This is a genomic window from Methylocaldum sp. 14B, from assembly GCF_002005105.1.
GTDB lineage: Bacteria > Pseudomonadota > Gammaproteobacteria > Methylococcales > Methylococcaceae > Methylocaldum.
This window is the reverse complement of the sequence record NZ_MSCV01000026.1, coordinates 1-24,084: the sequence shown is the minus strand read 5'-3', so window position 1 is coordinate 24,084 and position 24,084 is coordinate 1. Positions and strand designations below refer to the sequence as shown.

Below are 24,084 nucleotides of genomic sequence, written 5' to 3'. Positions count from 1 at the left end.
TCATCACGATGACTCGATATGAGCCCTGGAGTCTTTTGAATCAGCTCCAAAGAGAGTTGGAGCGTTCATTCGAAGGCGCCCGCCCCGGTACCGACACCGCGGCCACCGCGGAATGGACTCCCGCCGTGGACATCAAAGAGGAGCCGGACCGCTATATCCTCTGGGCCGATCTTCCCGGCGTAAGCTCGGACAGCATCGATATCATGATGGAGAACGGCATACTGACGCTGAAAGGCGAGCGGCAAACCGAGGCTACAGTCCGCCGCGAAGGGCTGAAACGCGTCGAGCGGGTTTATGGGTCTTTTCATCGCCGCTTCTCGCTGCCGGATACGGCCGATGCAGAAGGCATCACGGCGCGCTGCAAAAACGGTGTACTGGAAATTTCCATACCGAAGAAAGCCGCCACACAGCCGAAGAAGATCAACGTGGTCGGCGAGAGTTAAAGAGTTAAGAAGAGGAGGGCAGCGCGGTTTCCGTTTTAGAGAAAAATCGTCGCCAAGCCATCCTCGCTTTCCGCAATTCGCGCTGGAGATGAGAGCCGAGCCTCACCGTATCCGTTCGGTTCTCGAAATGATGAACCTGACGGGGACGAGTTCCCGTCAGGTGTTCCCGAGTCCTTCGTCGAGCGTCACGCAGCCTGTGTCGCTAATCATCAAATGACTCCCGATCCTATTGGGGATTTTTCGAGGCTCTTTGCCGGCTCCTCTGCGGTTTCGCTTGTGCCTTCTGCGAATCGCTCCCTCTTTGTGTAGTCCGTCTTGCCGGACTTCTCGGTTTTTCTTTTGTGGTTGCCGATGCTGCTGCAATGTTTTCGGCAACGGCCGCTCCGGTAGTTGGGACGTGCTTTTCGGTTAAATCCAAACTGCTCTCAGGCCGATCCGCGACGCGAGACAAGCGTTCGCCAAGTGCAAAAATAAAATAAACCAGTATCGAGAGTAGCAAGAGCGACAGCAGAACGGGAGGCTCGACTAGGAGAAGAAAGGCAAACGTAACGATAAAGAGACTGGTTTGGATAGGATGATCCAATATGATGGCGAGCGATTTCTGCCAGTCAATGATGCGGGTTCCAGACTCAGGTTCCTTTACGGTATTCATGTCCGCACTCCGTTGACTGAGTTAGCGGCACTGGCACCAGCGAACATGATTTCGGCGTAGCGGTGGTACGGCTCCATCATCGAGCCGTTACAAGCGGTCTTGTTGTCGCCGCACGATAGTGCGACGACCAAGCAATCGGTGATTTTTCCCATCGTCTTCTCCTCTTCAGTGAAAGAAGAACTTATTGAAGTAAGGTTAGGGTTGTTGCTCTAACTGGTGGAGCCCCAACTTTCGGTCAAGGCTGTTTTTCAGCGCTGGAGCCGGATACGAACGATTTTGCGCTGAAGAACATTGCCAGATAAACCAAGCCTGCGAGCAGCAAGAATCGGAGCAGCAGGGGCTCTCGTCCGAAGCTCAACAAAGCAAAATCCGTCACGAACAGGCTGGTCAGCAGCGGATAATTCAAAAAAACCTCTCCGTTCAGACGCTCGAAAATCGTCTTCAGGCTGACGCCTGACTTCGACCTAGGGGACGACAAATCGGACATATGTTTCTCCCGAAAATTAGCGATCCAAATACGGTTTGCATCGGGACCAACGGTGTATTCCAAAGTACTCGAATGTTATCGAGCCTACTTCTTGACGAATTCAGGGTTCTGATAAATGACCGTTGGAGTGAAGCTGGAACCCGGATACTTGGGATCTGCGTGGGTATCGGAGTGGCTATCGGCGGAAGAGTTTGAGTCTGTTTGGGCGATCAATTGGTGATCCTGATAAATCACCGAGGGTTTGAAGTGGTGCGCAGGATAACGAGAGTCCTCGTCGGAGAGGGCGCAGGGCGCCACGGTTATGAGTAGACTCGTACTCAAAACTAAGGTGCTGATTTTTCGCATGTGCAGTTCCTCCTCGAAATTTTTCTTATGTGTCAAAACTGAATGTTACCCTCAGCCGAGGGTAGTACTTCGGGTTTTGCATGGCCGCGCATTATAGCAACCAGGTGAATAGTGTGTTGCGCGCAATTGAAGATTATCTTGTAAGCACCGAATGATAACAACGTTGTTTTTAGATCGAATTACGATGCGAAAGTGTTGGTGAGCCGTTTCGATGCCTATTCGCGTCGTAGAGCGCGTTCAACCTTCGCGTCGGCGGCCACGACTGAACCGGACTCATGGTGGACATGTCTTCAAGCGGTCGCGCTCAATCCCAGATCGCTGCCCCGTTGCTCTCTATAACCTGCCGGAAAAACGATGCGCTGGCTTTGGGAGTCCTCTTCTGAGTGCGGTAATCGACATGTACTAAGCCGAACCGCTTGGAAAAACCGCAGGCCCATTCGAAATTGTCGAGCAGAGACCAGGCGAAATAGCCTTTCAAATTAGCGCCCTCCCGAATGGCTTCATGCGCCGCGCGGAGATGGGTCCGAAAATAGTCGATTCGGCGCAGGTCTTCTAGATATCCTTTCGCCGGTGCCGGATCGGCGAAAGCGGCCCCGTTTTCGGTGATATACAGCGGGATATCGCCGTACCGCCTTTTCACCCAGAGCAGGCAGGATTTCAACCCGGCCGGAAATACCTCCCAATTCATTTCCGTATGTTCGGCGTTCGTTTGCGGTACTGGCGCGGCATAGAAAGGCGGCGAGGACGGGTCGCTGCGGACTACCGACCGGGTGTAGTAATTGATGCCGAGAAAATCGATGGGTTCCCGTATCAGCTTTAGATCGCTTTCAGGAAAACGGGGCCAATCGCGTCCGAATATATCGGAAAGTTCGTCGGGATACGCGCCGAGGAAAACGGGGTCGAGAAATTGCCGGTTCATATAGGCATGGGTTCTCGCCATGGCGGCCGCATCCTCGGGATCGTTCGAGGCGGCATACTTGGGTTCCAGGTTTACCACCAAACCGATTTGGCCTTTACCGTCTGCGCGAAAGGCTTGTACGGCTTGAGCATGACCGCGCAGCAGATTGTGAGCCGCCAGCGGCGTTTTTTCGAGCGACTTGAGACCCGGCGGATGGACGCCGTGCATGTAGCCGGCATCTACGATCACCCAGGGTTCGTTGAGCGTGGTCCAATGCCGAACCCTGTCTTCCAAGGCTTGGAACATCAGATGAGCGTAGTCGGCGAACCAATGGGCCGCGTCCCGGTTGGCCCATCCGCCGAGATCATCCAGCGCCGTCGGGAGGTCCCAGTGATGCAGCGTCACGAACGGCTCGATGCCGTTTGCGATCAGCGCTTCCGCGAGATTACGGTAGAAGTCCAAACCTTTCTCATTCGGTTTTCCGCGTCCGTTCGGTAGAACGCGGCTCCAGGCGATACTGAAGCGGTAAGCCTTGAGGCCCAGTTCCTTCATGAGCTTCACGTCGTCCGCCCAGCGCCGATAGTGGTCGCAAGCGAGGTCGCCGGTGTCCCCGTTGAGAATTGCCCCCGGTACACGGCAAAAACGATGCCAGTTGCTGGGGCCTGCGCCGTCAGCCAAAGGCGAGCCTTCGATCTGATAGGCGGAGGTGGCTGCACCCCAGATAAAATCGGCGGGAAACTGAAGGTTATCCATCATGTCTTCTCAATGAATTAGCGTTTCGGCGGCGGCTTTCTCGTTTTGGTTGCGCTCCATCCTTGAAAATAGCTGTTATTTCCCCCCGATTCGCTGCTAGGCCGCCTTATCAAAGGGTCATAGTCTAAGGATTTTACAGAAGATGAGCTTTAAGAAAGCTATGAAACAATCGCGCTCCGCGCTTTTCGCATATTTCGACCATTGTTCAGGAGCGCGTGTTTACAAAGTTTTCGGGAATATCGAAGATACCCCGGTAACATGAGCACCTTTATTCTGAACTTACAGAGTTCCGATCAGTTCGAGCGTATCGAAGACGTGGAAAGCTTCGTCGCAGAGGACGCTACCGGCAGCTTCGGGTTGCGTGCGCATCACGAGCGCTTCATGACCGCCCTTGTGTTCGGTCTCGCCCGCTACCGGTGCGAGGGCGGGCCCTGGCAGTATTTGGCGCTGCCGGGAGCCTTGGCCTACTTCGTCGATAATCAGCTTTTCATCAATACCAGGCGCTACATCCGCGATTCCGATTACAATCGCATCACCGAAGCGCTAACGGAACAACTGTTGAAAGAAGAAGAAACACTTGCGGGCCTTAAACAAAGCCTGCGCCGGTTGGAAGAGGAAATGCTGAAGCGTTTGCTGGAAATCGAGCGGGGGCGATGATATGGATGAGCAGGAAAAATTGCGCCGTTCGATCGAACGGCAGGCGAAGCGTATGGAGCAGGCCGAGCGGGACCGTTCGACGCTATTATCCCAGACGGCCTTTCTCGGCGTGTTGGCACTGCTGCTGGTCATACCCGTAATTTTGGGCGCTTATCTGGGGCGGTGGCTGGATAGCCTATCCAAGGGTTATTCCATTCATTGGACGGTCAGTCTCATCATTATCGGGGTGATTGTCGGCATTTTTAACGTGTATCTGTTCGTACGCGAGCATTGACTGTGGAGCAAGCTGAGCTCATTGCATTATTGTCGTTCGATGTCGGTCCAGTCCATATCGGCCCGACTGTAATCACCACATGGTTGTTGATGCTTTTTTTGGGCGTTTTTTCCTGGCTTGCCACCCGCAGACTGAGCGTCGATAAGCCGTCCGGGCTGCAAGCGATGCTGGAAGGCGTGATCGGCTTGATGGAGCAGGCTATTCAGGCGGTGACGCCCGCCCACGGAGTGGAACTGCTGCCGTTCATCGGCACGCTCTGGATCTATCTTGTAGTAGCCAACCTTGCCGGTTTAATTCCGGGGCTCGGTTCTCCCACGGCCAACTTGTCCCAGACGGCAGCTCTGGCGTTTTTGGTGTTTTTTTCCGTGCATTGGTACGGGGTGAAAACCAGCGGCTGGAGATATTTGCGTCATTATCTCGCGCCCACGCCGCTAATGTTGCCGTTTCACCTTTTGAGCGAGATTTCCCGAACAATCGCGCTAGCCGTGCGTTTATTCGGCAATATCATGAGTATTGAACTTGCGGTGCTTTTGGTACTGTTGGTGGCCGGTTTCTTGGCGCCCGTACCCTTGCTCTTGTTGCACATCGTGGAAGCACTCGTGCAGGCGTATATTTTCGGAATGCTGGCACTGATTTACATTGCCGGCGCGCTTCAAACACAGCAGCTACAAGAGAAGGAGTAATGCATGAGCGATATGACTTGGTTTGTCGTCTTGTCCACAGTCGGCGCGGCGCTGGCCATCGGTTTGGGCGTAGTGGCTCCGGGTATCGCAATGGGCAAGGCGATTTCCCAAGCGCTCGAGGCACTGGCACGACAGCCGGAGGCGGAGAAGGCGATTACCCGAACGCTATTTATCGGGCTTGCCATGATCGAATCTTTGGCTATCTACGTGCTGGTCGTGGTATTGATCATTTTGTTCCGCAACCCGCTGCTGGAATATTTACTGAGATAAGGCCGTCTAATGAGCTTCGATTGGACGACCTTCGTACTGGAATTCGTCAATTTCATCGTTCTGGTATGGATACTTCGACGTTTTCTCTATCGCCCCGTCAGAGATGTCATCCAAGCCCGTCAACGGAAGATAGAGGAGCAGCTGAGACTTGCGGATCAGGCGCGTCTGGAGGCGCTGGCGGCCAAGGAGGCCTGCGAGCGGAACATCGCGAATTGGGAAAAGGAAAAGGACTTGGCGAGAAGCGAATTGGAGAAAGAGATCGCTGCGGAACGCCAGCGTCTTTTGGAGAAGCTCGCAGAGGAGCAATCGGATCGGCGCGCGAAAGAGCAAGCTCAAGAAGAACGGGAGCGACAAGAGTGGATGCGGACGACGGAGCAGCAGGCGCTCGAGTTGGGTAGTCGATTTGCAGTGAAGCTTCTGGAACGCTTGGCTTCGGCGGAATTGGAAACAAGGCTCATATCCATGGCTTTGAGCGATCTTAGGAAACTGCCGAAAGCGGAGCTCGAAAAATTAAGGGCGGCGATGGCGAACGATGCTCTCGAGGTATCGAGCGCATATCCGCTGGACCCGGATCGACAAATGGCTTTAGCGGAAGCGATCGGACAAACCGCCGGAACCGGGGTCAAACCGATCTTCAAAGAGGATCCCTCATTGTTGGCGGGGGTTCGTATACATGCCGGTTCCTGGATCTTATCCGCCAATCTCCGTGACGAGCTGAAATTCTTCCAAGATGTCTCTACCCGCCACGCTGCGTAACGGCTTGTTACTCGCACGTTTGACCGAGGAAGTCGACCGCTACCGATTCGGTCTGCGCCTCGAAGAATACGGGCGGGTGCTCTCGGTCGGCGACGGCATCGCCTGGATCAGCGGTTTGCCGTCCGCTGCGATGGATGAGCTTTTGTTGTTCGAGGACGGCAGCCGCGGTTTGGTTTTTCATCTCGGCAATCAGCGGCTGGGCGCGATTCTGCTGGAACAAACGGTCCGCCTGGCCTCAGGGTCGCCGGTCTATCTCACGGGGCAGCGCCTATCTCTGAGAGTCGGCGACGGCCTGGTCGGCAGGGTAATCGATCCTTTGGGGAAACCTCTGGATGGTCAGCCGGCCCCGGAGCTTAATCTATGCCGGGAGCTCGATGTTTCTTCACCGCCGATCATCGCGAGAGATTTCGTCGATCGGCCGCTTTATACGGGCACCAAGATTATCGATGCCATGATTCCCCTGGGACGCGGACAGCGGCAATTGATCATCGGCGATAACGGAGTCGGAAAAACGTCACTCGCGCTGGACGTCGTGCTCAACCAGCGCGATCAGGACGTATTGTGCGTTTACGTGCTTATTGGCCAGAAGCGGTCCGATGCCATCAGCGCCATCGATTTGTTGCGGCGCTACGGTGCGCTGGCCTACACCACGGTGGTTGTGGCGGAGGCCAGCGATTCCCCGGGGTTGAAATACCTGGCACCGTTTGCCGGCTGTGCCGTGGCCGAACATTGGATGTGGCACGGCCGGGACACTTTGGTTGTCTATGACGATCTTTCCACCCATGCGCGTGCCTACCGCGAGCTGTCCTTGCTGCTGCGCCGACCGCCCGGCCGGGAAGCGTATCCGGGCGATATTTTCTTTCTGCACTCGCGCTTGTTGGAGCGCTCGACCTGTCTTGCACCGACCCATGGCGGGGGCAGCATGACCGCCTTGCCTATCGTCGAAACCGAGCAGGGGGAAATTGCCGCTTACATCCCGACCAATCTGATCTCGATCACGGATGGCCAGATTTATCTGGATCGTCGCTTATTCGGCAGCGGATTTCTTCCGGCCATCGATATCACCCGGTCGGTTTCCCGCATCGGAGGACGTGCGCAGCATCCGCGCATCAAGGAAGAGGCTGCGCACATGAAACTCGACTATCTACAGTTTCTGGAACTCGAGACGTTCACGCGGTTCGGGTCCAAGCTCGAGGCGTCCATGGAAGAGAAAATTCGGCGCGGGCAGGTGCTGCGCGAGGTTTTGAAGCAAGAGCGGTTGGTACCGTTATCGCCGGAGTTCCAGCTGGCTTGGATGATGGCGTATAACACGGGGCGACTCGACAATCCGGATTCAGTTTCGGTTCGACAAAAACTGGAGGACTTGGCAAATGGGTTGCAGCGCTTTCCCATCGATTTGTCGGCCAGCCGGGAAGAGTGGCATCAATGGCTGGATCGTCGCCTGAGCGGATCGGGTAATTGAACGGATGAGTCGGCGAGCGGAAATCGAACACCGTTTACGGCGGCTGGACGAGATCTCGGACATTATGACCGCCATGAAAACGCTGGCGTTGATCGAGACTCGCAAGTTCAATCGGTTCATGGGGCATCAGCGGCGTTTGATCCAGAGTATCGAGGCCGCCAGCTCGGATTTCCTGGCTTTTCATCCGGCCTTTCGGAGCGGCGTCAGGCAAAGGGAAGGCGAGTCGCATGTGCTTATTCTGATCGGATCGGAACGCGGGTTTTGTGGCGATTTCAATGAGGCGATTATGGCTGCCTTGGCCGCATTGCCGCCGATTCGGCCGAGGTTGGTGGTGGTTGGGCGGCGGCTTGCGAGCAAGCTGCAAGCTCACCGCGACCTTGAAGCGTGGCTGGATGGACCCAATGTTGCCGAGGAAGTGCGCGCGGTCCTGAACGAGTTGATGACGACGTTACATCGGCTGTGGGCGGAGTCGGCGCAGTGGAAGCGATTGAGCGTTCTTTCCCACGACTCCGAAGGCGGCGTCGCTTCCCATGTTCTTTTGCCGATAATGCCGGCCGAAGAACCGGTATTCGCTTATCCGCCACGGCTAAATCTCGATCCGGCCCTGTTTTTTGCCGAATTGACCGAGCATTACCTGTTCGCCAAGCTCCCGGGCTTGTTCTACGCCTCGCTGATGGCGGAGAACCGTCAGCGCTTGGAGCATATGGAAAACGCCTTGCGCCGGATGGACACCAAAATCCAGGATCTTCGCCGCAAGAGCAACGCGCTGCGCCAGGAAGAGATCGTCGAGGAAATCGAAATTATTTTACTGAGCGCCGAATCGCTGCTAAGCAATCAGATCTGAAAAAAGCTTCGGTTTTCCATAACCGTTTTTGTCACGATGCACAATAACAAGACGATTTTGATTACTGGCTGTTCCTCCGGTATTGGGCTGTGCGCCGCCCGAGGACTGCGGCAACGCGGTTATCGAGTATTTGCCACCGCCCGGAAGGAAAGCGACGTGAAACAATTGTGCGCCGAGGGCTTCGAAGCGTTCCGGCTCGATCTTGCGGATTCCCGTTCCATCGGGTTAGCCTTGGAGCAGGTGCTACGGAGTACGGGCGGCTATCTGTATGCGGTGTTCAACAACGGCGCCTACGGCCAGCCGGGGGCGGTGGAGGACTTGAGCCGCGAGGCGCTGCGAGAGCAATTCGAAACCAATCTGTTCGGGACGCACGAACTGACCGCGCTGGTGTTGCCGGTGATGCGGAAGCAGGGATATGGGCGCATCATCCAGAACAGCTCCGTGCTCGGGTTCGCCGCCATGGCGTACCGGGGCGCCTACAACTCGAGCAAGTATGCTTTGGAGGGACTATCGGATACGCTGCGCTTGGAGCTGGCGGGTACCGGGATTTTCGTTTCCCTGGTCGAACCCGGACCGATTGTGAGCCGATTTCGGGACAACGCTCTGGCCATGTACAAGAAAAACATCGACAGCGCGCGGAGCGTTCATCGTGAGAAATACTTGGCCATGGAGTCGCGGTTGGCCAAGGAAGGGCCTGCCGTGCCGTTTACCCTCGGACCGGAAGCCGTACTCAAAGCCGTCATCCACGCGCTTGAAGCAAAAAGACCGAAAGCCCGTTATTACGTCACGTTTCCCACTTATTTGTTCGGATTTCTGAAAAGAATTTTGCCGGATCGATCGCTCGACTGGGTGTTGCGGCGAGCAGGTTGAATCCGCCGTCGGCGCATGCCGGGCGTGAGTCCAACTACCGTTTTCGTTTCCTTGCCGGAGTAGCTTGCTCATGATGAAAACCTATATTTTGTCGGCGGGTGTCGTAATCGTGCGCATCTATCCCGCAGAGCCGCGTTATCTGTTGCTCCGCGCGTTCCAATATTGGGATTTCCCGAAAGGCGTGGTGGAAGAGGGCGAAGACCCTTTGGCCGCGGCGCAGCGCGAAGTATTCGAGGAAACGGCCTTGACAGAACTGAACTTCCGCTGGGGCAAGGGTTATCTGGAAACACCGCCTTACGGTGCCGGCAAGATCGCTCGATACTATCTGGCCGAATCTCCCGGCGGAGAGGTGCATTTACCCGTCAATCCGCTACTGGGCAAACCGGAGCATGACGAGTTTCGATGGGTGACATTCGAAGAAGCGGATAAGCTGCTCGGACCTCGTCTCAGGCCGATTTTGAACTGGGCCGATTGGCTCGTCACGCGCGAAAGGCAGGACGGCTAATCATTTTTGGGCTAAACATTACGGTCGGAACCAGGCGAGTTTCTCCCGTAACCTGACGACGCTTCCGATGATGAGCAGCGTCGGGGCCTTGACGCCGGAGCGACTCACGATTTCCGGCAAGGTTTTCAAGGTTCCGGTAAAAACCGACTGATGCTGAGTGGTCCCTTGTTGGATGAGAGCGGCAGGAAGGTCGGCCGGACACCCATGTTGAATCAAACGCGAGCAAATCTCCGGCAATCCTTGAAGACCCATGTAAAAGACCAGCGTCTGTCCTGGTCGGGACAACTGGTTCCACTCGATGTCGATGAGTCGGCCGTCTTTCATATGGCCGGTCAGGAAAGTACAGGATTGGGCGTGATCGCGATGGGTCAGCGGTATACCCGCATAGGCGGCGCAGCCGGAAGCGGCCGTAATTCCCGGGGTTACTTGGAATGGTACCCCTTCGTTCATCAGGGTTTCGATTTCCTCTCCACCGCGTCCGAAAATGAACGGATCTCCGCCTTTGAGACGGACGACCCGTTTGCCCGCTTTTGCGAGATCGGTTAGAAGCCTATTGATTTCGGCCTGAGGGAGCGTGTGCCGGTTGCGCTGTTTGCCCGCGTAAATCTTTTCGGCGTCGCGCCGGACAAGCTGAAGAATTTCGGGGGAAACGAGGCGATCGTAAACCACTACGTCGGCTTCCTGCATCAGGCGCAGCGCCCGGATGGTTAATAAATCCGGGTCGCCCGGTCCGGCACCGACCAAGTAGACCATACCGGAATGCGCGCTTTCGTTGCCTGAAGTGTCGGCTGTAATGGCTTGTTCCAGGTGTTCGGTCGCTTGTTCGTCCCTTCCGGCGAAAACCAGTTCGGCGATCGGGCCGGAGAGAACGTTCTCCCAAAACCTGCGGCGTATTTGCGGATCCTTGATCGCTTGCTTGACACGGGTCCGGAAATCAGCTGCGATCCTGGCCAAGCGGCCGTAGGCCGGCGGTATCAGCGATTCGATTCGCATTCGGAGAATCCGAGCCAGGACGGGCGAGGTGCCACCCGAGGACACCGCGGCAATGATCGGGGAGCGGTCGATAATAGCCGGGAAGATAAACGTGCAGAGAGAAGGTTGGTCGACGACGTTTACGAGAATGTTGTGTGTCCTTGCCGCCTCGGCGACCTGTGCGTTAAGGATGGCATCGTCGGTCGCCGCCACGATTAGCCTAAAGCCGCGTACGTCCTGAGGTTGGAATACCTTGGGAATTAGAGTTACGCATCCGGAGTCCCGCAGTTTTAGCACCAAATCGTGAAATGTTGGAGCCAACACGCTGACTTGCCCGCCGGCTTGAAACAGAGTTTCGGCCTTGCGGGCGGCGACCGGCCCGCCTCCCACAATCAGACAAGGTTCATTCTTAAGATTGAGAAATATGGGCAAATAATCCATGTCGTGTGGTTTTGCTAAAATGGCCCGGTTCTCACGGGCTTTCGAACGGGTATCGGTGAATGGTGCAAGTCGATTTTGAAATAGACACCTCAGGATTGATGTGTCCTCTGCCGCTCTTACGATTAAAAAAAGCTTTGCAGTCGATGGAAACCGGTCAGGTAATCCGAGTCCTGGCCACCGATCCGGCCTCTGTTCTGGACTTTGGAGTTTTTCTGGAGCAGGCTGGACATCAAATGTTGGACCAGAGGGAGGAAACCGGCGTTTTCTTTTACTTGATCCGCAAGGCTTGATGCGTTCTTTTCAGTCGCCTGGCATGGTCTTCCGGACAGGAACCGTTGCGGAGACTTATAACCGGCCAGCTGTTCCGGGCGGCAAATGTCTCAAGCTTCTCATCAGGATCCACGGCAACGGGGAAGCCTACGAGCGAAAGCAGCGGCAGATCGTTGTGTGAGTCGCTGTAAAACCAGCTATTCGCCAGGTCGTGATCGTTCTCCCCTAACCATTCTTTCAAACGTTGCACCTTGCCTTCACGAAAACACGGAGTGCCCACGAATCGGCCGGTGTAATGGCCGTTCTCGAGTTCCGGTGTCGTAGCGATGAGATGTTCGACGCCGTAAAGCCGGGCGATCGGCTCGGTCACGAAGCGATTGGTAGCGGTGATAATGATCGGGACATCGCCCGCGCGGCGGTGTTTTTCAATGAGTGCCGTGGCAGCCGGCAATAATATCGGTCTGATTTTCTCTTCAATAAAGGCGGCACGCCATCCGTGCAGAGCATCAAGCTGATTGTCGGCCAAAGGGCTTAAGGCGAACTCCAGAAACTCGACGATATCGAGCGTACCGTTCTTGTAATCCTCGTAAAACCGGGCATTGGCCTCTTCGTAATGCTTTCGGTCCACGATTCCCTTCTCGACCAGAAATTGCCCCCACAGATAGTCGCTATCGCCACCTAAAAGGGTGTTATCAAGGTCAAATATTGCCAGACTCACGCGTTTCCTTTAAATTCGATTCGAATGCTTGCGCAGAAAGTAAAAAGCTAAAAAGGATCAACTGAGTGCTGCAAAGCCGTAAGCAAGTCTCAACGGCGACGCTCGGATATCGGTCAGATCCAGCAGGCTGGGATTATATCACCGAGGACAGTAGTAGGATTTAACTCTAACCATGATCGACGCGGATGGTTATCGCCTAAACGTGGGTATCGTTTTGTGTAATAACGATGGCCGTGTGTTCTGGGCAAGGCGGGTCGGCATGCGTTCCTGGCAGTTTCCCCAAGGCGGTATAAAATTAAATGAAGCGCCGGAAGCTGCAATGTACAGAGAATTGTATGAGGAAGTCGGGCTGAAGAAGCACGATGTGCAACTCATCGGACGAACCCGAGATTGGTTGCGTTACGATCTTCCTGAACGTTATATCCGAAAACATTCATTTCCGCTTTGCATAGGGCAGAAGCAGCTCTGGTATATCCTGCGGTTGTCCAGCGAGGAGTCCAAGATTCGCTTGGATTGTAGCGAAAGACCGGAATTTGACGCGTGGTGTTGGGTTGATTATTGGTACCCGGTGAGTGATGTAGTGTATTTCAAACGACAAGTCTATCGTCAAGCATTAACGGAACTGGGAAATTATCTGACGCCTGGAACAGTTTCAACCAGTCCTGCTGATTCGTTGGCCGCTGGCCGAAAAACCTAGCGCCGCGAAAACCGATTTTGAACTTCCCGCTTTTGGAGTCTACGCGCTATTTTCCGTTTGTCGCGCGTTTCATTACGCTAGCCATTTTTCTATTCACTTCCAAAACGGCGGCTTCACAAGCCGTAGTTGTACACCCGAATGCTCCCGTTTCCGAAATCAGCCAACAGGAGGCTAGGGCATTATTCACAATGTCACAGCGTTCATGGCGGGACGGAACTCCTGTAGTCGTGTTCGTACTGCCGGACAGCAGCCCAATCCACAAAGAGTTTTGCAAGAAACATCTAGGAATGTTTGCACACCAGCTCAGACAAACCTGGGATCGCAAAGTGTTTTCCGGTACCGGACAAGCCCCCGAAACTGTATCAACTGTCGAGGAAATGCGCACGTTGATTTCGAAGACACCCGGAGCAATTGGCTACCTACCCGATGCGGAAATCGACCGCAGTGTACGCTCGATTACCATTCGTGAAGTCACCCAATGACAAGTTTATTCCGTCCCAAGAAGGTCCGGTTTACGGTCGTTTCGCTAATTTTTTGTAGCTGCCATAACGCGTTTGCCGATTGGAAAGATACTTTCCAATACCACGGCTTTATTAGCCAAAACTTTGTTTTGACCTCCGAAAATAATTTTTACGGAGACAGTAAAGACGGAAGTTTGGACTTTACCGAGGCTGGGTTTAACGTCTCATTGCGTCCATTGAGCCGCTTGGGTTTGGCGGCCCAAGTGTTATACCGCCGCGCCGGAGAGTTGGAAGATGAAGAGGTGCGGTTGGATTACGGCGTACTTGATTTTACGGCTTTCGAAACTGCAGAGATCCGCGCTGGACTGCGTTTGGGGCGGGTAAAAAACCCGCTTGGATTATATAACGAGACTCGTGACGTAGCTTTTACTCGTCCTTCCATCTTTTTGCCGCAGAGTATTTATTTCGACCGTACTCGCAACTTTGCACTTTCGTCGGACGGAGGCCAAGCATACGGTGAGTATGAAAGTCCTATCGGCGCATTTTCATTACGGATGAATGTCGGAGTGCCGACGGTCGACAAGTCTCTGGAGGCATCGATGCTTGGCAGGAATAGGCCAGGTGAATTCAACGGAAATCTATCTTATCTCGGTCAGCTTCTCTACGAATACCAGAGCGGTCTCATTCGTCTCGCATTTACCGCTGCCTCGGCACGTGCGGGCTACGACTCGGGCCAAAACGATTTTTTTTCCAATGGGGATGTTCGGTTTCAGCCGTATGTCTTTTCGGCACAGTACAATGGCGAGCGTCTATCGTTAACTGGTGAATATGCATTACGCAATACCCGCCTGAAACATTTTGGCCCATTGCTTCCGAACACGGCTGCGACGGGAGAAAGTTACTATGTTCAAGGCACATATCGCCTCACCGACGAAATCGAGATGATGGTTCGTTATGATGTACTTTATCAAGATATCAACGATCGTTACGGCGAAAAGTACGAACAGCGAACCGGTAGGCCAGGCTCCAGTCGCTTCGCTAAGGATTGGACGGTCGGTCTGCGTTGGGACATTACCCCAAACTGGATGGCGCGGGCGGAGTATCATCGTGTACACGGCACCGGCTGGCTTGCGGACACGGAGAATCCGGATCCACAAAAACTCGACCCGGACTGGGATTTATTCGCGCTGGAACTTTCCTTTCGCTTTTAGCAGTTCAATGCAAACCAGTAATGCCGTCAATATCCTTTTGACGTGAACTCCAGACCTGCCGGCATCTCAGCGAGCCGCTCCACGCCGGTATCTATCGTTCCGTCGGCGTAAAGCTCAATCCATCGGTAGCCTTGAGGAGCCCGGTCGACGGCAAAATCCGGACTTAGGGGTTTGAACTGAAAGCACGTTGAAGGGGAGGCGAGTAGACGCAGCCGTCCGTATACCTCGTCCATCGCTTGATGTACGTGGCCGAATACGACGACTCGAGCGTGAGGGTATTTCTGAGTTATCGTCAAAAACTCGTCCGCATTTTCCAGCACCATGGTATCCATCCACAGGCTGCCGCTGGGGATAGGGTGATGGTGAAGCGCGATAAGGGCATAACGGTCGGAGTGTTCGGTCAGCGAAATTTCGAGTAAGCGAAGCTGTTCATCTGACAAGCGCCCGTTAGGCTTGCCGCTGATGGTGCTGTCCAGACAAATGATCTGCCATTTGTCCAGGAGTATCTGCGGGCTGACATGAACATTCTCGGACGGCAAAAGTTCTGACATGAGCCGAGGATCGTCATGATTACCCGGAAGGCAGTAGCAGTGGACATCCAAGGCGGTAAGCCGTTGTTTAAGCCGTTGATAACTTGAAACACACGGGTCCTGAACCAGGTCGCCCGTCAGGAGAGCCAGATCCGGTCGCCAAGGGGTCTGGTTGGCGCGTTCGACAACAGCCGCAAAACTCAGCTCGGTTTCCACCCCAAGCAATGTTTGGCCTTGTTCGGCAAGAAAGTGAAAGTCGGTGATGTGGAGGATACGCGCGACCACCGTTTTTCGGCTTGACGGCGCATCCGTGCTCCCGATGTGCCCGGCGCTGCTCATCTGAATCTCGGCCGCTTGGGCACGCCGTTGGGTACGGACGCAGGCACTATTTTCACTGATAAGAATGAAGCCACGGCATTGTCGGACAGAAGAAATGCGCCGTACGAAGTATGCTCACCGGTTAATGACAGCGTTGTTGCGCAATTAATAGTGTAAGAGTGAATGGACGGAGTATCGTTCCAATTTATCCCGTCCTTTCAGCTCATCGAGCTCCACGACAAACGCGCAACCGACGATTTCCGCGCCCAAAGACTCGACCAGCTCGCAGCTGGCTTTAGCCGTGCCACCGGTAGCCAACAGATCGTCTACCAAGAGAACCTTGTCTTCGGGACCCAACGCATCGATATGCACCTCGAGCGCAGCGGATCCATATTCGAGGTCGTAACTAATGGTTTGCACGTCATAAGGGAGTTTTCCGGGTTTTCGAAGAGGGATGAACCCTACGCCCAACTCCCAGGCGACCAACGAGCCAAAAATAAAGCCGCGCGCTTCCATGCCGGCGACCGCAGTGATTTCCCGGCCGAGGTATGGGTGCAACAAATGGTGCACCGCCAACCTCAATGTGACCGGATCCTTGACTAGAGGCGTGATGTCCTTGAAGAGAATGCCCGGCTTTGGAAAATCCGGAATATCCCGGATGGCCGCTTTGAGCTTTTCCATATCATAGGCCTCGCGTGGCCACCGTAACACGGGGCGAAGCCGGCTTCAGGGCATCGAGGTTTCCCACGTACTGCTCGATGGTTTCCGTGATGCCATCGGAATCCAGGCCGCAAAGCGTCAGTAATTCTTCGCGACTGCCCTGATCGAGAAATTGGTCCGGCAGACCGACATTGAGTACGGGAACATAACATTGGCGAGATTGCAGTAGTTCATTGACGCCGCTGCCGGCCCCTCCGGCGATGGCGTTGTCTTCGACCGTCACGAATATTTCATGAGTCTTCGCCAATTCCAGAATCAGCGCTTCGTCCAGCGGTTTCACGAAACGCATGTTAACCACGGTAGCGTCAATCCTTTCTCCGGCTTCGATCGAGGGGGCGAGCAAAGTCCCGAACGCGAGTATCGCGATCCTTTTGCCGCGACGCCGGATTTCACCTTTACCTATCGGAAGAGCGGTCATCTCAGCGACAACCGAAACGCCGGGACCTTTGCCTCGGGGATAACGGACAGCAGCGGGACCATTATGCTGGAATCCGGTGAAAAGCATCTGCCGGCACTCGTTTTCGTCGGCCGGCGCCATGATCACCATATTCGGAATGCAGCGCATGAAGCTTATGTCGAAACTTCCGGCGTGAGTCGGTCCATCGGGGCCAACCAGCCCGGCGCGATCGATGGCGAACAGGACGGGCAAATTCTGAAGCGCTACGTCGTGTATGAGTTGATCATAGGCACGCTGCAAGAAGGTCGAATAAATCGCGACCACCGGCTTGTAACCTTCGCAGGCCTGGCCGGCGGCCAAGGTTACCGCGTGTTGCTCGGCGATCCCGACATCGAAATAACGGTCCGGAAACCGAGTCGAGAATTCCACGAGCCCGGAGCCCTCCCGCATGGCAGGCGTGATACCGAGCAGGCGATTATCCCTTGCCGCCATGTCGCACAGCCATTGTCCGAATACTTCGGTGAAGCTCGGGCTTCCCGGTTTGGACTTCGGCAGATGATCTTTGCTGAGATCGAAGGAGGAAACGCCGTGGTAAGCGACCGGGTCTTTCTCGGCCGGTAAATACCCTTTGCCCTTCTTGGTGACGACGTGTAAAAACCGGGGACCGGGCAAATCCCGCAAATTACGCAAGGTCGGAATCAACGTATCGAGATTATGGCCATCGACCGGCCCGATATAGTTGAAACCCAATTCTTCGAACAAGGTCCCAGGGGCGACCATGCCTTTGACGTGCTCTTCGGCGCGGCGCGCGAGCTCCCATACGCTGGGCATGCTTCGCATCAGAATCTGCTTGCTGCCCTGCCGCACCGTCGAATAGAACTTGCTGGAGAGAAGTCTTGCCAGATAATTATTGAGCGCTCCAACATTGGGCGATATGGACATCTCGTTGTCGTTGAGGACGACGAGTAGATTGGCGTCTAGCACGCCGGCATGGTTAAGCGCTTCGAACGCCATTCCGCCCGTCAAGCCGCCATCGCCGATGATAGCAACGGCATGGGTGTCGCGCTTACGAAGCGACGCGGCAATCGCCATTCCGAGCGCCGCGCTGATCGATGTGCTCGAGTGACCGACGCCGAAACAGTCGTAAGGGCTTTCATCCCGATTCGGAAATGCGGAGAGTCCGTTCTTCTTGCGAATGGAAAGCAACCTTTCGCGGCGGCCGGTCAAGATCTTGTGGGGATAAGCCTGGTGGCCCACATCCCAAACCAGCTTGTCTTCAGGCGTGTCGAAGACATAGTGCAACGCGATGGTGAGTTCGACCGCACCCAATCCGGCTGCCAAATGACCGCCCGACTGACTTACGCTATCCAGCAAAAAAGCGCGCAGTTCCTCAGCGAGTTGAGGTAATTGATCTTCGGGTAGGGCGCGTAAGTCCGCGGGACTGCCGACGGTTTGTAGGAGAGGGTATTCGTTCGCTTTATTCATTGATGTTGTGAGGCTTCAAACCAGGCTTATTCGCGGGTAAAAGATGATCCTGAATCAGGCATGAGCCGACCAATTATGAAACTCGAAGTTTTAGCTTTCAAGGATAGTTTGTTCTGCGGATGCCGTTTCAAGGAAGCGATATAGCTTTCGCCGTAAGGGCTTAGGCGCGCCGTTCGATAATGAAAAGCGACAGCGCACGCAGGATTTCGCCCTCGGCACCAAGACCGGATAACGTGTCCAAAGCCTCTTCATGCAGCTCGCGCGCCTTTTGCTTCGCGCCCGCCAATCCCAAAAGTGCGGGGTAATTGGGCTTGTTATTGTCCCGGTCTTTGCCTTGGGTCTTGCCCAAAGTCTGGGTATCGCTTTCTTCATCCAAGACGTCGTCCTGAATTTGGAATGCCAGGCCGATGCACTTGGCGTAATGGTCCAGTTTTTCGGCGATGTCACCATCGAGCGACGGATTCGCCAGAGTCGCCAGTTTGACGCTGGCGCGAATCAGGGCTCCCGTCTTTCGAATGTGCATATTCTCCAAGCTCGGCAGATCCAGAGTTTTTCCAACCGAATCGAGGTCTATGGCTTGACCGCCGACCATGCCGAACGATCCGCTCGCCGTTGCTAAGGTCTCGATCATCGCAAGCCGGCTACCGGCAGGCACCGCAATGGACGGATCGTGGGACAGAACGTGAAAAGCCAGCGCTTGCAGGGCATCTCCTGCCAGGATCGCCGTTGCTTCATCGAATGCGATGTGGCAGGTCGGTTTGCCGCGCCTCAGATCGTCATCGTCCATGGCGGGCAAATCGTCGTGGATCAGCGAATAGACGTGGATGAATTCCACGGCGCAGGCGGGGCCATCGAGGCATTCCCAGGGAACGCCGACGGCTTGCCCGGTCGCATACGTCAACAAAGGACGCAGTCTTTTTCCGCCTCCCAAGACGGAATAGCGCATCGCTTGATGCAAACGCTCGGGCATTCGGCTTGCCGCCGGCAGCCTGAGATCCAAGGCCGATTCTGCCCGTGCCTGGCAGATCTGCATGAAGTGATTCAAATCGGTTTCAAGATTCATCGGCAAAGGGCTTTAAGGTAGGTTCTCCGTTTTCTTCCAGCAAAATCTGGACCTTTTGTTCAGCTTCTTTCAAAGCTTTTTGGCAGAAACGGGTCAATTGAACCCCGCGCTCGAACAGCTTTAGCGATTCCTCCAAGGGAAGGCTGCCTTGTTCCATACGCTCGATCAATTGCTCCAGTTCGGCCAGGGCCTCTTCGAAATTCAGGTTCTTTTTGGCCATATCGGCGTATCCGACGGACGATTCCAACGCTTCGATTGAGAGCGAACGGCCATTATCTCAGATGTTGGAACTTGATAAAAATAGTCGGATTTTCGTTCTATCGCTCGACTGATTCGCATAGAGTGACGAAAGGGAGGTCAAAAAACGTCCTATCGATCCGAATTGGCCGCTTTCGAGACTACTAGCCGACGCTTACAGGGGTGTCGCTTAGACCGCCCCATTCGGTCCATGAACCATCGTAGACGGCGACGGATTCACGACCGAGACAATACAAGCCGAGAGCGAGTACCGATGCGGTTACGCCTGTTCCGCATGTGGTGACGATCGGCTTCTCGAAATCGGTGCCGGCATCCTCGAACTCTTTTCGGATCTCGGCAGCGGGCTTCAAACACTGCGTCGACTCGTCGACCAGCCTCTTGAAGAAAAGGTTCTTGCTTCCGGGAATATGGCCCGACCGAATGCCGGGACGAGGTTCGGGTTCCCTACCGGCGAATCGCCCAGGCGAGCGGGCATCGATTATTTGCGTCGCGGTGCTGCCGATCAGTGCTTTCATTTCGTCGAGATTCCGGACCAAGCTAGGGTCGAACGTGGTCTTGAACGGTCGGGTTTCGGCGGTGACGCGGCTTGTATCGACGGGGAATCCCTTCGCTTTCCAGTTTTCCAGTCCGCCATCCAGAACCGACACTCGATCATGGCCGAACACGCGGAAGGTCCACCAGACTCGGGCCGAAGCCATGAAGCTGTTGTTGTCGTAAACGACGACATGGGTCTGATTAGCGATGCCCAGTTGACCGACCGATGCGGCAAAGAACTCGGGGGAGGGCAGCATGTGCGGCAGCGAATTGCCTTGGTCGGCAACGGCGTCGATATCGAAGAATCGGGCTCCCGGAATATGCGCAGCGAAATATTCCTGCTCTGCATCGCGCCCTTGGTTGGGAAGGAAAAATGTGGCATCGAGTATGACGATGTCGGAGGTATGAAGGTGCTTAGCGAGCCATTCCGCACTGACCAGGGGAGATTGCAGGTCTTTTTCCATGATTGGGTCTCTATCCTCTAAGAAGCAAGCAGGTTAACGAGCACCTGCTCGTAAACCTTTGAAAGCTTGTCGATATCCTCGATACGTACGTGTTCGTTGACTTTGTGAATGCTGCCGTTGATCGGTCCCAGTTCGACGACCTGTGCTCCCGTCGGCGCGACGAAACGCCCGTCGGAGGTGCCGCCGCCGGTGTCCGGACTTGCGCGTCGCATAAGAACTGTTTCAAGCGCCTTTTGCGTGGCCTCGATCAGTTCCGGTTGGGTCGTCAGGAAGGGCGCGCCGGATAGCCGCCAGTTCAGCTCGTACCGCAAACCGTGTTTGTCCAAGATGGCGTGAACGCGCTGTTTTATCTGATCCTCCGTCAATGCCGTCGAAAAACGGAAGTTGAACAGGACCTCGAGCCGTCCCGGAATCACGTTTTCGGCGCCGGTTCCGGCCTGAATATTAGATATCTGGAAACTGGTGGGCGGAAAATACTCGTTGCCTTGGTCCCAGACCTCGCTGGTCAACTCCGACAAGGCGGGCGCGAATCGATGAATCGGATTTTCCGCTTTGTCCGGGTAAGCCACGTGGCCTTGCACGCCGAATATGCGCAGGACGCCGCATAGCGATCCGCGGCGACCGATACGGATCACGTCCCCTAGCGAAACGAAACTGGAGGGCTCGCCGATGAGACACCAGTCGATTTTTTCATCCCGATTCTTCAACGTTTCGATGACTTTGACCACACCGTTCGTCGCCGCGCCTTCCTCGTCACTGGTGAGAAGCAGGGCAATCGAGCCTTTATGATTGGGGTACCTGCTGACGAATCGCGTCAGCGCCGTGGTCATGGCGGCGATGCCGCTTTTCATATCCGCCGCGCCTCTTCCGTAGAGCTGACCGTCGCGAATAGTGGGTTCGAAGGGCGGCGAGTTCCAGTCCTCCGAAGGACCCGCGGGCACTACATCGGTATGGCCCAGAAAACAGAGCAAGGGTGCCGATTCGCCTCGCCTCAGCCAGATGTTTCTTGTATCGGCGAAATTGAGCCACTCGGTTTTGAAACCATAGGGCTCCAGCTTGGCAGCGATCAAATCCATGCAGCCTGCATCGTCGGGCGTAACCGAAGGGCGCCGAATCAGCTCGACGGTCAAATCCAAGGTATCGCTCATAGTGTCTTTTCGTACTGCTCCGGCGAAAATCCGCTCAAAATTTTATTGTTTGCTTTCAATACCGGCCGCTTGATCAGTGTCGGGAGCCGAACCATCAATTGCAGCGCTTTTTCGCGGTTTAGATCCAGCCGGTCGGCATCGGAGAGTTGGCGCCAAGTTGTGCTCCGTCGGTTAAGGAGCAATTCCCACCCGAGAGCGCGTTCGATGTCTTCGAGGACGGATAACTCCAATCCGTCCTCCCGGAAATCGTGGAAACGGTAGATTAGGCCGCGCGCATCTAGCCAGGCGCGCGCCTTCTTGCATGTATCGCAGTTTCGAATGCCGTAGAGAACAATCATGGGTCGAACTCGATATCTTCGATACTGGAAATTCGAGGCTCCTTACGGCCGTCCGATTCGACCAGATACAAGGGCTCCTTGCGGACAGCCGAAGCAATGCTTTGTTTGATTTCCATTGCGTCGTAAAACGGTCCGGCTTCGATTCGCACCAAAGGCAGACCAGCGGCGTCGCAGACCGCTCTTAAGGGATCAGCCGGTGTTGCGGCGGTTCGCTTTCCGGATACGGAATGTTCGTAAAGTTCCAAAGCGCAAGCGACGGATAGATCGGTTTTACCGCACAGGACAAAATCGAAACATCGGTCGCCAACTTGCTCGAAGGCTTTTCTTGCGCCATCGCTTGCACCTTCGTCGCGTTGGGAAATGAGCTCGATTACGGGAATTTTGCCAAAAATTTCATAGTCGTCGCCGACGGCCTGTTTTAGGGCGAAAAAGAAAACCCGTTCTTCGGACGAAAACAGAAAATCCTCTCTGCGATATGCGGATTTTCGTGCCTTTTCGGACGATCTCGACGAGCTTCGGACGAACAGCAGCAAGGCAGCAAGAGCGGCGATCCCGACAAGAATCAACCAATTCATTCATTTTCTCCAAAACGCCGTGTTCCCCAAGAGCGGATCTCGTCGGAAAAGCGCCGGGCACCCATCCATCGAAAAGAGCAGCAAATGCTGGAAAGGACAACTCGGCTCGAATATTTACCAGGGAGCTGGTAGACGATGATTGTTTAGTTTGCCGCGCATTATACCGAAAGCGGTTACCTCGTGTGACAGGTCGAAACAGGCAGCGATCCAGCTTGTCCAAGCAGAAGATCTCGATGCGGTGGAAAGAGCTGCAGTCGACCCGTCCTTATCCTTTGCGACTCGCACGAGCTACCGGCCGGGGTGCGAAAAAATAAGTTTCAAAGGATTTTTGCGAAACTTGACGGAATCGAGGCGGGAATTCTGTCTATATAGGCAAGAGAGACTTTCTACGTGAAGCCGCGCGGGTTTTATGGAACTGTTCCGGCAAAAAGAGACCCGACATTTCTGCCGGGTCTCTTGCCGCATGCACTGATGTTGGAGGCACAGTTAGAGCGGCAATAGCAGGGTAGCGCATAAGAGGAATTTTACGCAAGCCGTGCAAATACCCTGAAAGTCGAAAGTCTCTCATGCCTATTGGAACTCGGTTCGAGCGGCGTCGTTTTTTGTGCTCTGTAAGCCGGGTCACGAGGCCGAAGATTGAGCTTATTGGCTTTTTTCGATCCGCGCATTCTGCTCATAAAAGAGGATGGATGCTCTCAGTTCAAAATCAAAGAGCGATTGTCTAGTCGAGACACATCGTTTGCGCTCGGTGCCGCCGGGATATTTCCTACGCCCGACGGACGTCTCTCTCAATCCAAGCGAAAGGAGGCAATAATGGCGTATCGAACACTGGTAGTTCTCGCGAGTGTTGTAACGCTTTCCGCGAGCGTTGCAGTCACGGAGGCTCAGGAGCGGAGCCAGCAACGTTCGCAAACACAGGAACAAATCTATGGCAAGCAATTGATGACAGAGCAAGAGCGTGCCGAATATCGCGATAGAATGCGCGGCGCTAAGACGGCTGAAGAGCGCGAGCAAATTCGCAAGGAGCACCATGAGCGTATGAAGGAGCGCGCCAAGGAGCGCGGAGTGACCATTCCCGACGAGCCTCCGACCGGAAGAGGTGGCGGTATGGGGCCGGGCGGAGGAGGAATGGGCCCCGGGGGTGGCCGTAACCGCTAGCGATAGTTCGCGTAGAAATTATCCTGCACCGGCCCCGCTCAAGGGGCCGGGGGATTGCGACAATCTCTTGAAGACGCAGGAGGCGACGATCGAGGGCTGTTCCGCGCGAATAGGGCATTAGCGGAGGGCGCGCGGCGCTACTGCGATCCTTCAAATCGGAAACCGTGTCTCGGAGAGCGCCGGCGCCGCTCTTTCAATCGCAAACGAGCCTTTCTGCTGGCGCCCAAGCTCCTGCTTGGTGCCTTATCGCCTTATCCGAGAAGCTCTAGCTTTTTCCCGTAGCCGCTGCTAATCGAGACGCACGGGCTTGTCAACATGGGTTCTCCAACGGTCGTTTAGGAACCAGCGCACAGCACTTGAATCGTGTCTCTTCTCGACGCCTGGAATATGGCGTGGCCACCTTTTTCCTCGCGGTGGAAACCCGGCC

At 55.0% G+C, this 24,084-nt stretch carries 31 protein-coding genes; 15 read left to right on the top strand and 16 right to left on the bottom strand.

Annotated features, from left to right (window positions below; all coding sequences use genetic code 11):
- Positions 1-2: 2 nt before the first annotated feature.
- Entirely contained in the window at positions 3-443 is a 441-nt protein-coding gene (locus B2A78_RS17705) for an Hsp20/alpha crystallin family protein (protein WP_077731346.1), read from the top strand.
- Between the two features lie 226 nt (positions 444-669).
- Here B2A78_RS17705 and B2A78_RS17700 read toward each other — a convergent pair whose 3' ends face one another.
- From B2A78_RS17700 to B2A78_RS17685, 5 genes are all read right to left on the bottom strand, one after another.
- Positions 670-1,095 (bottom strand): hypothetical protein, encoded by a 426-nt coding sequence (locus tag B2A78_RS17700; protein WP_077731345.1) that lies wholly within the window; start codon positions 1,093-1,095, stop codon positions 670-672.
- Complete coding sequence (locus B2A78_RS26150) at positions 1,092-1,247, bottom strand: hypothetical protein (protein ID WP_156881766.1); 156 nt, start codon at positions 1,245-1,247, stop codon at positions 1,092-1,094. The genes B2A78_RS17700 and B2A78_RS26150 overlap by 4 nt, the downstream gene beginning before the upstream one ends.
- Before the next feature lie 83 nt (positions 1,248-1,330).
- Positions 1,331-1,582 (bottom strand): hypothetical protein, encoded by a 252-nt coding sequence (locus B2A78_RS17695; protein ID WP_077731344.1) that lies wholly within the window; start codon positions 1,580-1,582, stop codon positions 1,331-1,333.
- An 84-nt stretch (positions 1,583-1,666) separates the two neighbouring features.
- Positions 1,667-1,927: a hypothetical protein gene (locus B2A78_RS17690; protein ID WP_077731343.1), complete on the bottom strand. Its 261-nt coding sequence runs from the start codon at positions 1,925-1,927 to the stop codon at positions 1,667-1,669.
- A gap of 304 nt (positions 1,928-2,231) precedes the next feature.
- A complete protein-coding gene (locus B2A78_RS17685) occupies positions 2,232-3,581 on the bottom strand; it encodes a GH1 family beta-glucosidase (protein ID WP_240502576.1) in 1,350 nt (449 codons plus the stop codon).
- 255 nt (positions 3,582-3,836) lie between these two features.
- Between B2A78_RS17685 and B2A78_RS17680 the strand changes: the two genes are divergently transcribed.
- From B2A78_RS17680 to B2A78_RS17640, 9 genes are all read left to right on the top strand, one after another.
- Complete coding sequence (locus tag B2A78_RS17680; RefSeq protein WP_077731342.1) at positions 3,837-4,235, top strand: F0F1 ATP synthase subunit epsilon; 399 nt, start codon at positions 3,837-3,839, stop codon at positions 4,233-4,235.
- A gap of 1 nt (position 4,236) precedes the next feature.
- Positions 4,237-4,509, top strand: a complete 273-nt coding sequence (locus tag B2A78_RS17675) for an AtpZ/AtpI family protein (protein WP_077731341.1) — start codon at positions 4,237-4,239, stop codon at positions 4,507-4,509.
- 2 nt (positions 4,510-4,511) lie between these two features.
- The gene (locus B2A78_RS17670; RefSeq protein ID WP_077731340.1) at positions 4,512-5,192 is read left to right on the top strand and encodes a F0F1 ATP synthase subunit A; all 681 of its coding nucleotides are present in this window, start codon (positions 4,512-4,514) and stop codon (positions 5,190-5,192) included.
- A 3-nt stretch (positions 5,193-5,195) separates the two neighbouring features.
- Entirely contained in the window at positions 5,196-5,462 is a 267-nt protein-coding gene (locus B2A78_RS17665; protein WP_077731339.1) for a F0F1 ATP synthase subunit C, read from the top strand.
- A gap of 9 nt (positions 5,463-5,471) precedes the next feature.
- The gene (locus B2A78_RS17660) at positions 5,472-6,218 is read left to right on the top strand and encodes a F0F1 ATP synthase subunit delta (RefSeq protein WP_077731338.1); all 747 of its coding nucleotides are present in this window, start codon (positions 5,472-5,474) and stop codon (positions 6,216-6,218) included.
- Positions 6,193-7,680 carry a F0F1 ATP synthase subunit alpha gene (locus B2A78_RS17655; protein WP_077731337.1) on the top strand — a complete coding sequence of 496 codons (1,488 nt, stop codon included), beginning with the start codon at positions 6,193-6,195 and terminating at the stop codon, positions 7,678-7,680. Before B2A78_RS17660 ends, B2A78_RS17655 begins: the two co-directional genes overlap by 26 nt.
- A gap of 4 nt (positions 7,681-7,684) precedes the next feature.
- Entirely contained in the window at positions 7,685-8,524 is an 840-nt protein-coding gene (locus B2A78_RS17650; RefSeq protein WP_077731336.1) for a FoF1 ATP synthase subunit gamma, read from the top strand.
- A 36-nt stretch (positions 8,525-8,560) separates the two neighbouring features.
- Positions 8,561-9,394, top strand: coding sequence for an SDR family oxidoreductase (locus tag B2A78_RS17645; protein ID WP_077731335.1), 834 nt, complete (start codon positions 8,561-8,563; stop codon positions 9,392-9,394).
- A 70-nt stretch (positions 9,395-9,464) separates the two neighbouring features.
- Positions 9,465-9,899 carry a bis(5'-nucleosyl)-tetraphosphatase gene (locus B2A78_RS17640; protein ID WP_086134606.1) on the top strand — a complete coding sequence of 145 codons (435 nt, stop codon included), beginning with the start codon at positions 9,465-9,467 and terminating at the stop codon, positions 9,897-9,899.
- Positions 9,900-9,917: 18 nt separating this feature from the next.
- On the opposite strand, the gene cysG is transcribed toward B2A78_RS17640, so the two are convergent.
- Positions 9,918-11,312, bottom strand: coding sequence for a siroheme synthase CysG (cysG, locus tag B2A78_RS17635; RefSeq protein ID WP_077731334.1), 1,395 nt, complete (start codon positions 11,310-11,312; stop codon positions 9,918-9,920).
- Positions 11,313-11,371: 59 nt separating this feature from the next.
- Between cysG and B2A78_RS17630 the strand changes: the two genes are divergently transcribed.
- Positions 11,372-11,602 (top strand): sulfurtransferase TusA family protein, encoded by a 231-nt coding sequence (locus tag B2A78_RS17630; protein WP_077731333.1) that lies wholly within the window; start codon positions 11,372-11,374, stop codon positions 11,600-11,602.
- On the opposite strand, the gene B2A78_RS17625 is transcribed toward B2A78_RS17630, so the two are convergent.
- Positions 11,581-12,300, bottom strand: a complete 720-nt coding sequence (locus B2A78_RS17625; RefSeq protein WP_077731332.1) for an HAD family hydrolase — start codon at positions 12,298-12,300, stop codon at positions 11,581-11,583. The two genes, B2A78_RS17630 and B2A78_RS17625, sit on opposite strands and share 22 nt — an antisense overlap.
- A 172-nt stretch (positions 12,301-12,472) precedes the next feature.
- Between B2A78_RS17625 and B2A78_RS17620 the strand changes: the two genes are divergently transcribed.
- From B2A78_RS17620 to B2A78_RS17610, 3 genes are read left to right on the top strand one after another with little or no spacing between them, the layout of a single operon-like run.
- Positions 12,473-12,997 (top strand): RNA pyrophosphohydrolase, encoded by a 525-nt coding sequence (locus B2A78_RS17620; protein WP_077731331.1) that lies wholly within the window; start codon positions 12,473-12,475, stop codon positions 12,995-12,997.
- A 17-nt stretch (positions 12,998-13,014) separates the two neighbouring features.
- Positions 13,015-13,479 (top strand): hypothetical protein, encoded by a 465-nt coding sequence (locus tag B2A78_RS26710; protein ID WP_077731330.1) that lies wholly within the window; start codon positions 13,015-13,017, stop codon positions 13,477-13,479.
- Complete coding sequence (locus B2A78_RS17610; RefSeq protein WP_205780818.1) at positions 13,476-14,669, top strand: hypothetical protein; 1,194 nt, start codon at positions 13,476-13,478, stop codon at positions 14,667-14,669. Before B2A78_RS26710 ends, B2A78_RS17610 begins: the two co-directional genes overlap by 4 nt.
- A gap of 26 nt (positions 14,670-14,695) precedes the next feature.
- Here B2A78_RS17610 and cpdA read toward each other — a convergent pair whose 3' ends face one another.
- The 9 genes from cpdA to B2A78_RS17565 form a co-directional block, all read right to left on the bottom strand.
- Complete coding sequence (gene cpdA / locus B2A78_RS17605; RefSeq protein ID WP_077731329.1) at positions 14,696-15,538, bottom strand: 3',5'-cyclic-AMP phosphodiesterase; 843 nt, start codon at positions 15,536-15,538, stop codon at positions 14,696-14,698.
- A 144-nt stretch (positions 15,539-15,682) separates the two neighbouring features.
- The gene (locus tag B2A78_RS17600) at positions 15,683-16,198 is read right to left on the bottom strand and encodes an adenine phosphoribosyltransferase (RefSeq protein WP_077731328.1); all 516 of its coding nucleotides are present in this window, start codon (positions 16,196-16,198) and stop codon (positions 15,683-15,685) included.
- A 1-nt stretch (position 16,199) separates the two neighbouring features.
- On the bottom strand, positions 16,200-18,119 hold the full coding sequence (gene dxs, locus B2A78_RS17595; protein WP_077731327.1) for a 1-deoxy-D-xylulose-5-phosphate synthase: 1,920 nt from the start codon (positions 18,117-18,119) through the stop codon (positions 16,200-16,202).
- 160 nt (positions 18,120-18,279) lie between these two features.
- On the bottom strand, positions 18,280-19,182 hold the full coding sequence (gene ispA, locus B2A78_RS17590) for a (2E,6E)-farnesyl diphosphate synthase (RefSeq protein ID WP_077731326.1): 903 nt from the start codon (positions 19,180-19,182) through the stop codon (positions 18,280-18,282).
- On the bottom strand, positions 19,172-19,402 hold the full coding sequence (locus B2A78_RS17585; RefSeq protein ID WP_077731325.1) for an exodeoxyribonuclease VII small subunit: 231 nt from the start codon (positions 19,400-19,402) through the stop codon (positions 19,172-19,174). Before B2A78_RS17585 ends, ispA begins: the two co-directional genes overlap by 11 nt.
- A gap of 181 nt (positions 19,403-19,583) precedes the next feature.
- On the bottom strand, positions 19,584-20,438 hold the full coding sequence (gene sseA, locus B2A78_RS17580; protein ID WP_077731324.1) for a 3-mercaptopyruvate sulfurtransferase: 855 nt from the start codon (positions 20,436-20,438) through the stop codon (positions 19,584-19,586).
- Between the two features lie 17 nt (positions 20,439-20,455).
- Positions 20,456-21,586 carry a succinyl-diaminopimelate desuccinylase gene (dapE, locus tag B2A78_RS17575; protein ID WP_077731323.1) on the bottom strand — a complete coding sequence of 377 codons (1,131 nt, stop codon included), beginning with the start codon at positions 21,584-21,586 and terminating at the stop codon, positions 20,456-20,458.
- The gene (locus tag B2A78_RS17570) at positions 21,583-21,924 is read right to left on the bottom strand and encodes an ArsC family reductase (protein ID WP_077731322.1); all 342 of its coding nucleotides are present in this window, start codon (positions 21,922-21,924) and stop codon (positions 21,583-21,585) included. The genes dapE and B2A78_RS17570 overlap by 4 nt, the downstream gene beginning before the upstream one ends.
- A complete protein-coding gene (locus tag B2A78_RS17565) occupies positions 21,921-22,499 on the bottom strand; it encodes a DUF2726 domain-containing protein (RefSeq protein WP_077731321.1) in 579 nt (192 codons plus the stop codon). The genes B2A78_RS17570 and B2A78_RS17565 overlap by 4 nt, the downstream gene beginning before the upstream one ends.
- Before the next feature lie 813 nt (positions 22,500-23,312).
- Here B2A78_RS17565 and B2A78_RS17560 point away from each other — a divergent pair.
- On the top strand, positions 23,313-23,657 hold the full coding sequence (locus tag B2A78_RS17560; protein ID WP_077731409.1) for a hypothetical protein: 345 nt from the start codon (positions 23,313-23,315) through the stop codon (positions 23,655-23,657).
- The last annotated feature ends 427 nt before the right edge of the window (positions 23,658-24,084 follow it).

Coding starts and splice junctions, on each gene's coding strand:
- B2A78_RS17695 (WP_077731344.1), bottom strand. CDS start 1,582: ATGTCCGATTTGTCGTCCCCTAGGTCGAAGTCAGGCGTCAGCCTGAAG.
- B2A78_RS17665 (WP_077731339.1), top strand. CDS start 5,196: ATGAGCGATATGACTTGGTTTGTCGTCTTGTCCACAGTCGGCGCGGCG.
- B2A78_RS17560 (WP_077731409.1), top strand. CDS start 23,313: ATGGCGTATCGAACACTGGTAGTTCTCGCGAGTGTTGTAACGCTTTCC.
- B2A78_RS17650 (WP_077731336.1), top strand. CDS start 7,685: ATGAGTCGGCGAGCGGAAATCGAACACCGTTTACGGCGGCTGGACGAG.
- B2A78_RS17620 (WP_077731331.1), top strand. CDS start 12,473: ATGATCGACGCGGATGGTTATCGCCTAAACGTGGGTATCGTTTTGTGT.
- B2A78_RS26150 (WP_156881766.1), bottom strand. CDS start 1,247: ATGGGAAAAATCACCGATTGCTTGGTCGTCGCACTATCGTGCGGCGAC.
- B2A78_RS17565 (WP_077731321.1), bottom strand. CDS start 22,499: ATGAATTGGTTGATTCTTGTCGGGATCGCCGCTCTTGCTGCCTTGCTG.
- cpdA (WP_077731329.1), bottom strand. CDS start 15,538: ATGAGCAGCGCCGGGCACATCGGGAGCACGGATGCGCCGTCAAGCCGA.
- dxs (WP_077731327.1), bottom strand. CDS start 18,119: ATGAATAAAGCGAACGAATACCCTCTCCTACAAACCGTCGGCAGTCCC.
- B2A78_RS17585 (WP_077731325.1), bottom strand. CDS start 19,402: ATGGCCAAAAAGAACCTGAATTTCGAAGAGGCCCTGGCCGAACTGGAG.
- B2A78_RS17690 (WP_077731343.1), bottom strand. CDS start 1,927: ATGCGAAAAATCAGCACCTTAGTTTTGAGTACGAGTCTACTCATAACC.
- B2A78_RS17700 (WP_077731345.1), bottom strand. CDS start 1,095: ATGAATACCGTAAAGGAACCTGAGTCTGGAACCCGCATCATTGACTGG.
- B2A78_RS17685 (WP_240502576.1), bottom strand. CDS start 3,581: ATGATGGATAACCTTCAGTTTCCCGCCGATTTTATCTGGGGTGCAGCC.
- B2A78_RS17640 (WP_086134606.1), top strand. CDS start 9,465: ATGATGAAAACCTATATTTTGTCGGCGGGTGTCGTAATCGTGCGCATC.
- B2A78_RS17600 (WP_077731328.1), bottom strand. CDS start 16,198: ATGGAAAAGCTCAAAGCGGCCATCCGGGATATTCCGGATTTTCCAAAG.
- B2A78_RS17655 (WP_077731337.1), top strand. CDS start 6,193: ATGTCTCTACCCGCCACGCTGCGTAACGGCTTGTTACTCGCACGTTTG.
- B2A78_RS17675 (WP_077731341.1), top strand. CDS start 4,237: ATGGATGAGCAGGAAAAATTGCGCCGTTCGATCGAACGGCAGGCGAAG.
- B2A78_RS17570 (WP_077731322.1), bottom strand. CDS start 21,924: ATGATTGTTCTCTACGGCATTCGAAACTGCGATACATGCAAGAAGGCG.
- B2A78_RS17660 (WP_077731338.1), top strand. CDS start 5,472: ATGAGCTTCGATTGGACGACCTTCGTACTGGAATTCGTCAATTTCATC.
- cysG (WP_077731334.1), bottom strand. CDS start 11,312: ATGGATTATTTGCCCATATTTCTCAATCTTAAGAATGAACCTTGTCTG.
- dapE (WP_077731323.1), bottom strand. CDS start 21,586: ATGAGCGATACCTTGGATTTGACCGTCGAGCTGATTCGGCGCCCTTCG.
- sseA (WP_077731324.1), bottom strand. CDS start 20,438: ATGGAAAAAGACCTGCAATCTCCCCTGGTCAGTGCGGAATGGCTCGCT.
- B2A78_RS17680 (WP_077731342.1), top strand. CDS start 3,837: ATGAGCACCTTTATTCTGAACTTACAGAGTTCCGATCAGTTCGAGCGT.
- B2A78_RS17645 (WP_077731335.1), top strand. CDS start 8,561: ATGCACAATAACAAGACGATTTTGATTACTGGCTGTTCCTCCGGTATT.
- B2A78_RS17610 (WP_205780818.1), top strand. CDS start 13,476: ATGACAAGTTTATTCCGTCCCAAGAAGGTCCGGTTTACGGTCGTTTCG.
- B2A78_RS17630 (WP_077731333.1), top strand. CDS start 11,372: ATGGTGCAAGTCGATTTTGAAATAGACACCTCAGGATTGATGTGTCCT.
- ispA (WP_077731326.1), bottom strand. CDS start 19,182: ATGAATCTTGAAACCGATTTGAATCACTTCATGCAGATCTGCCAGGCA.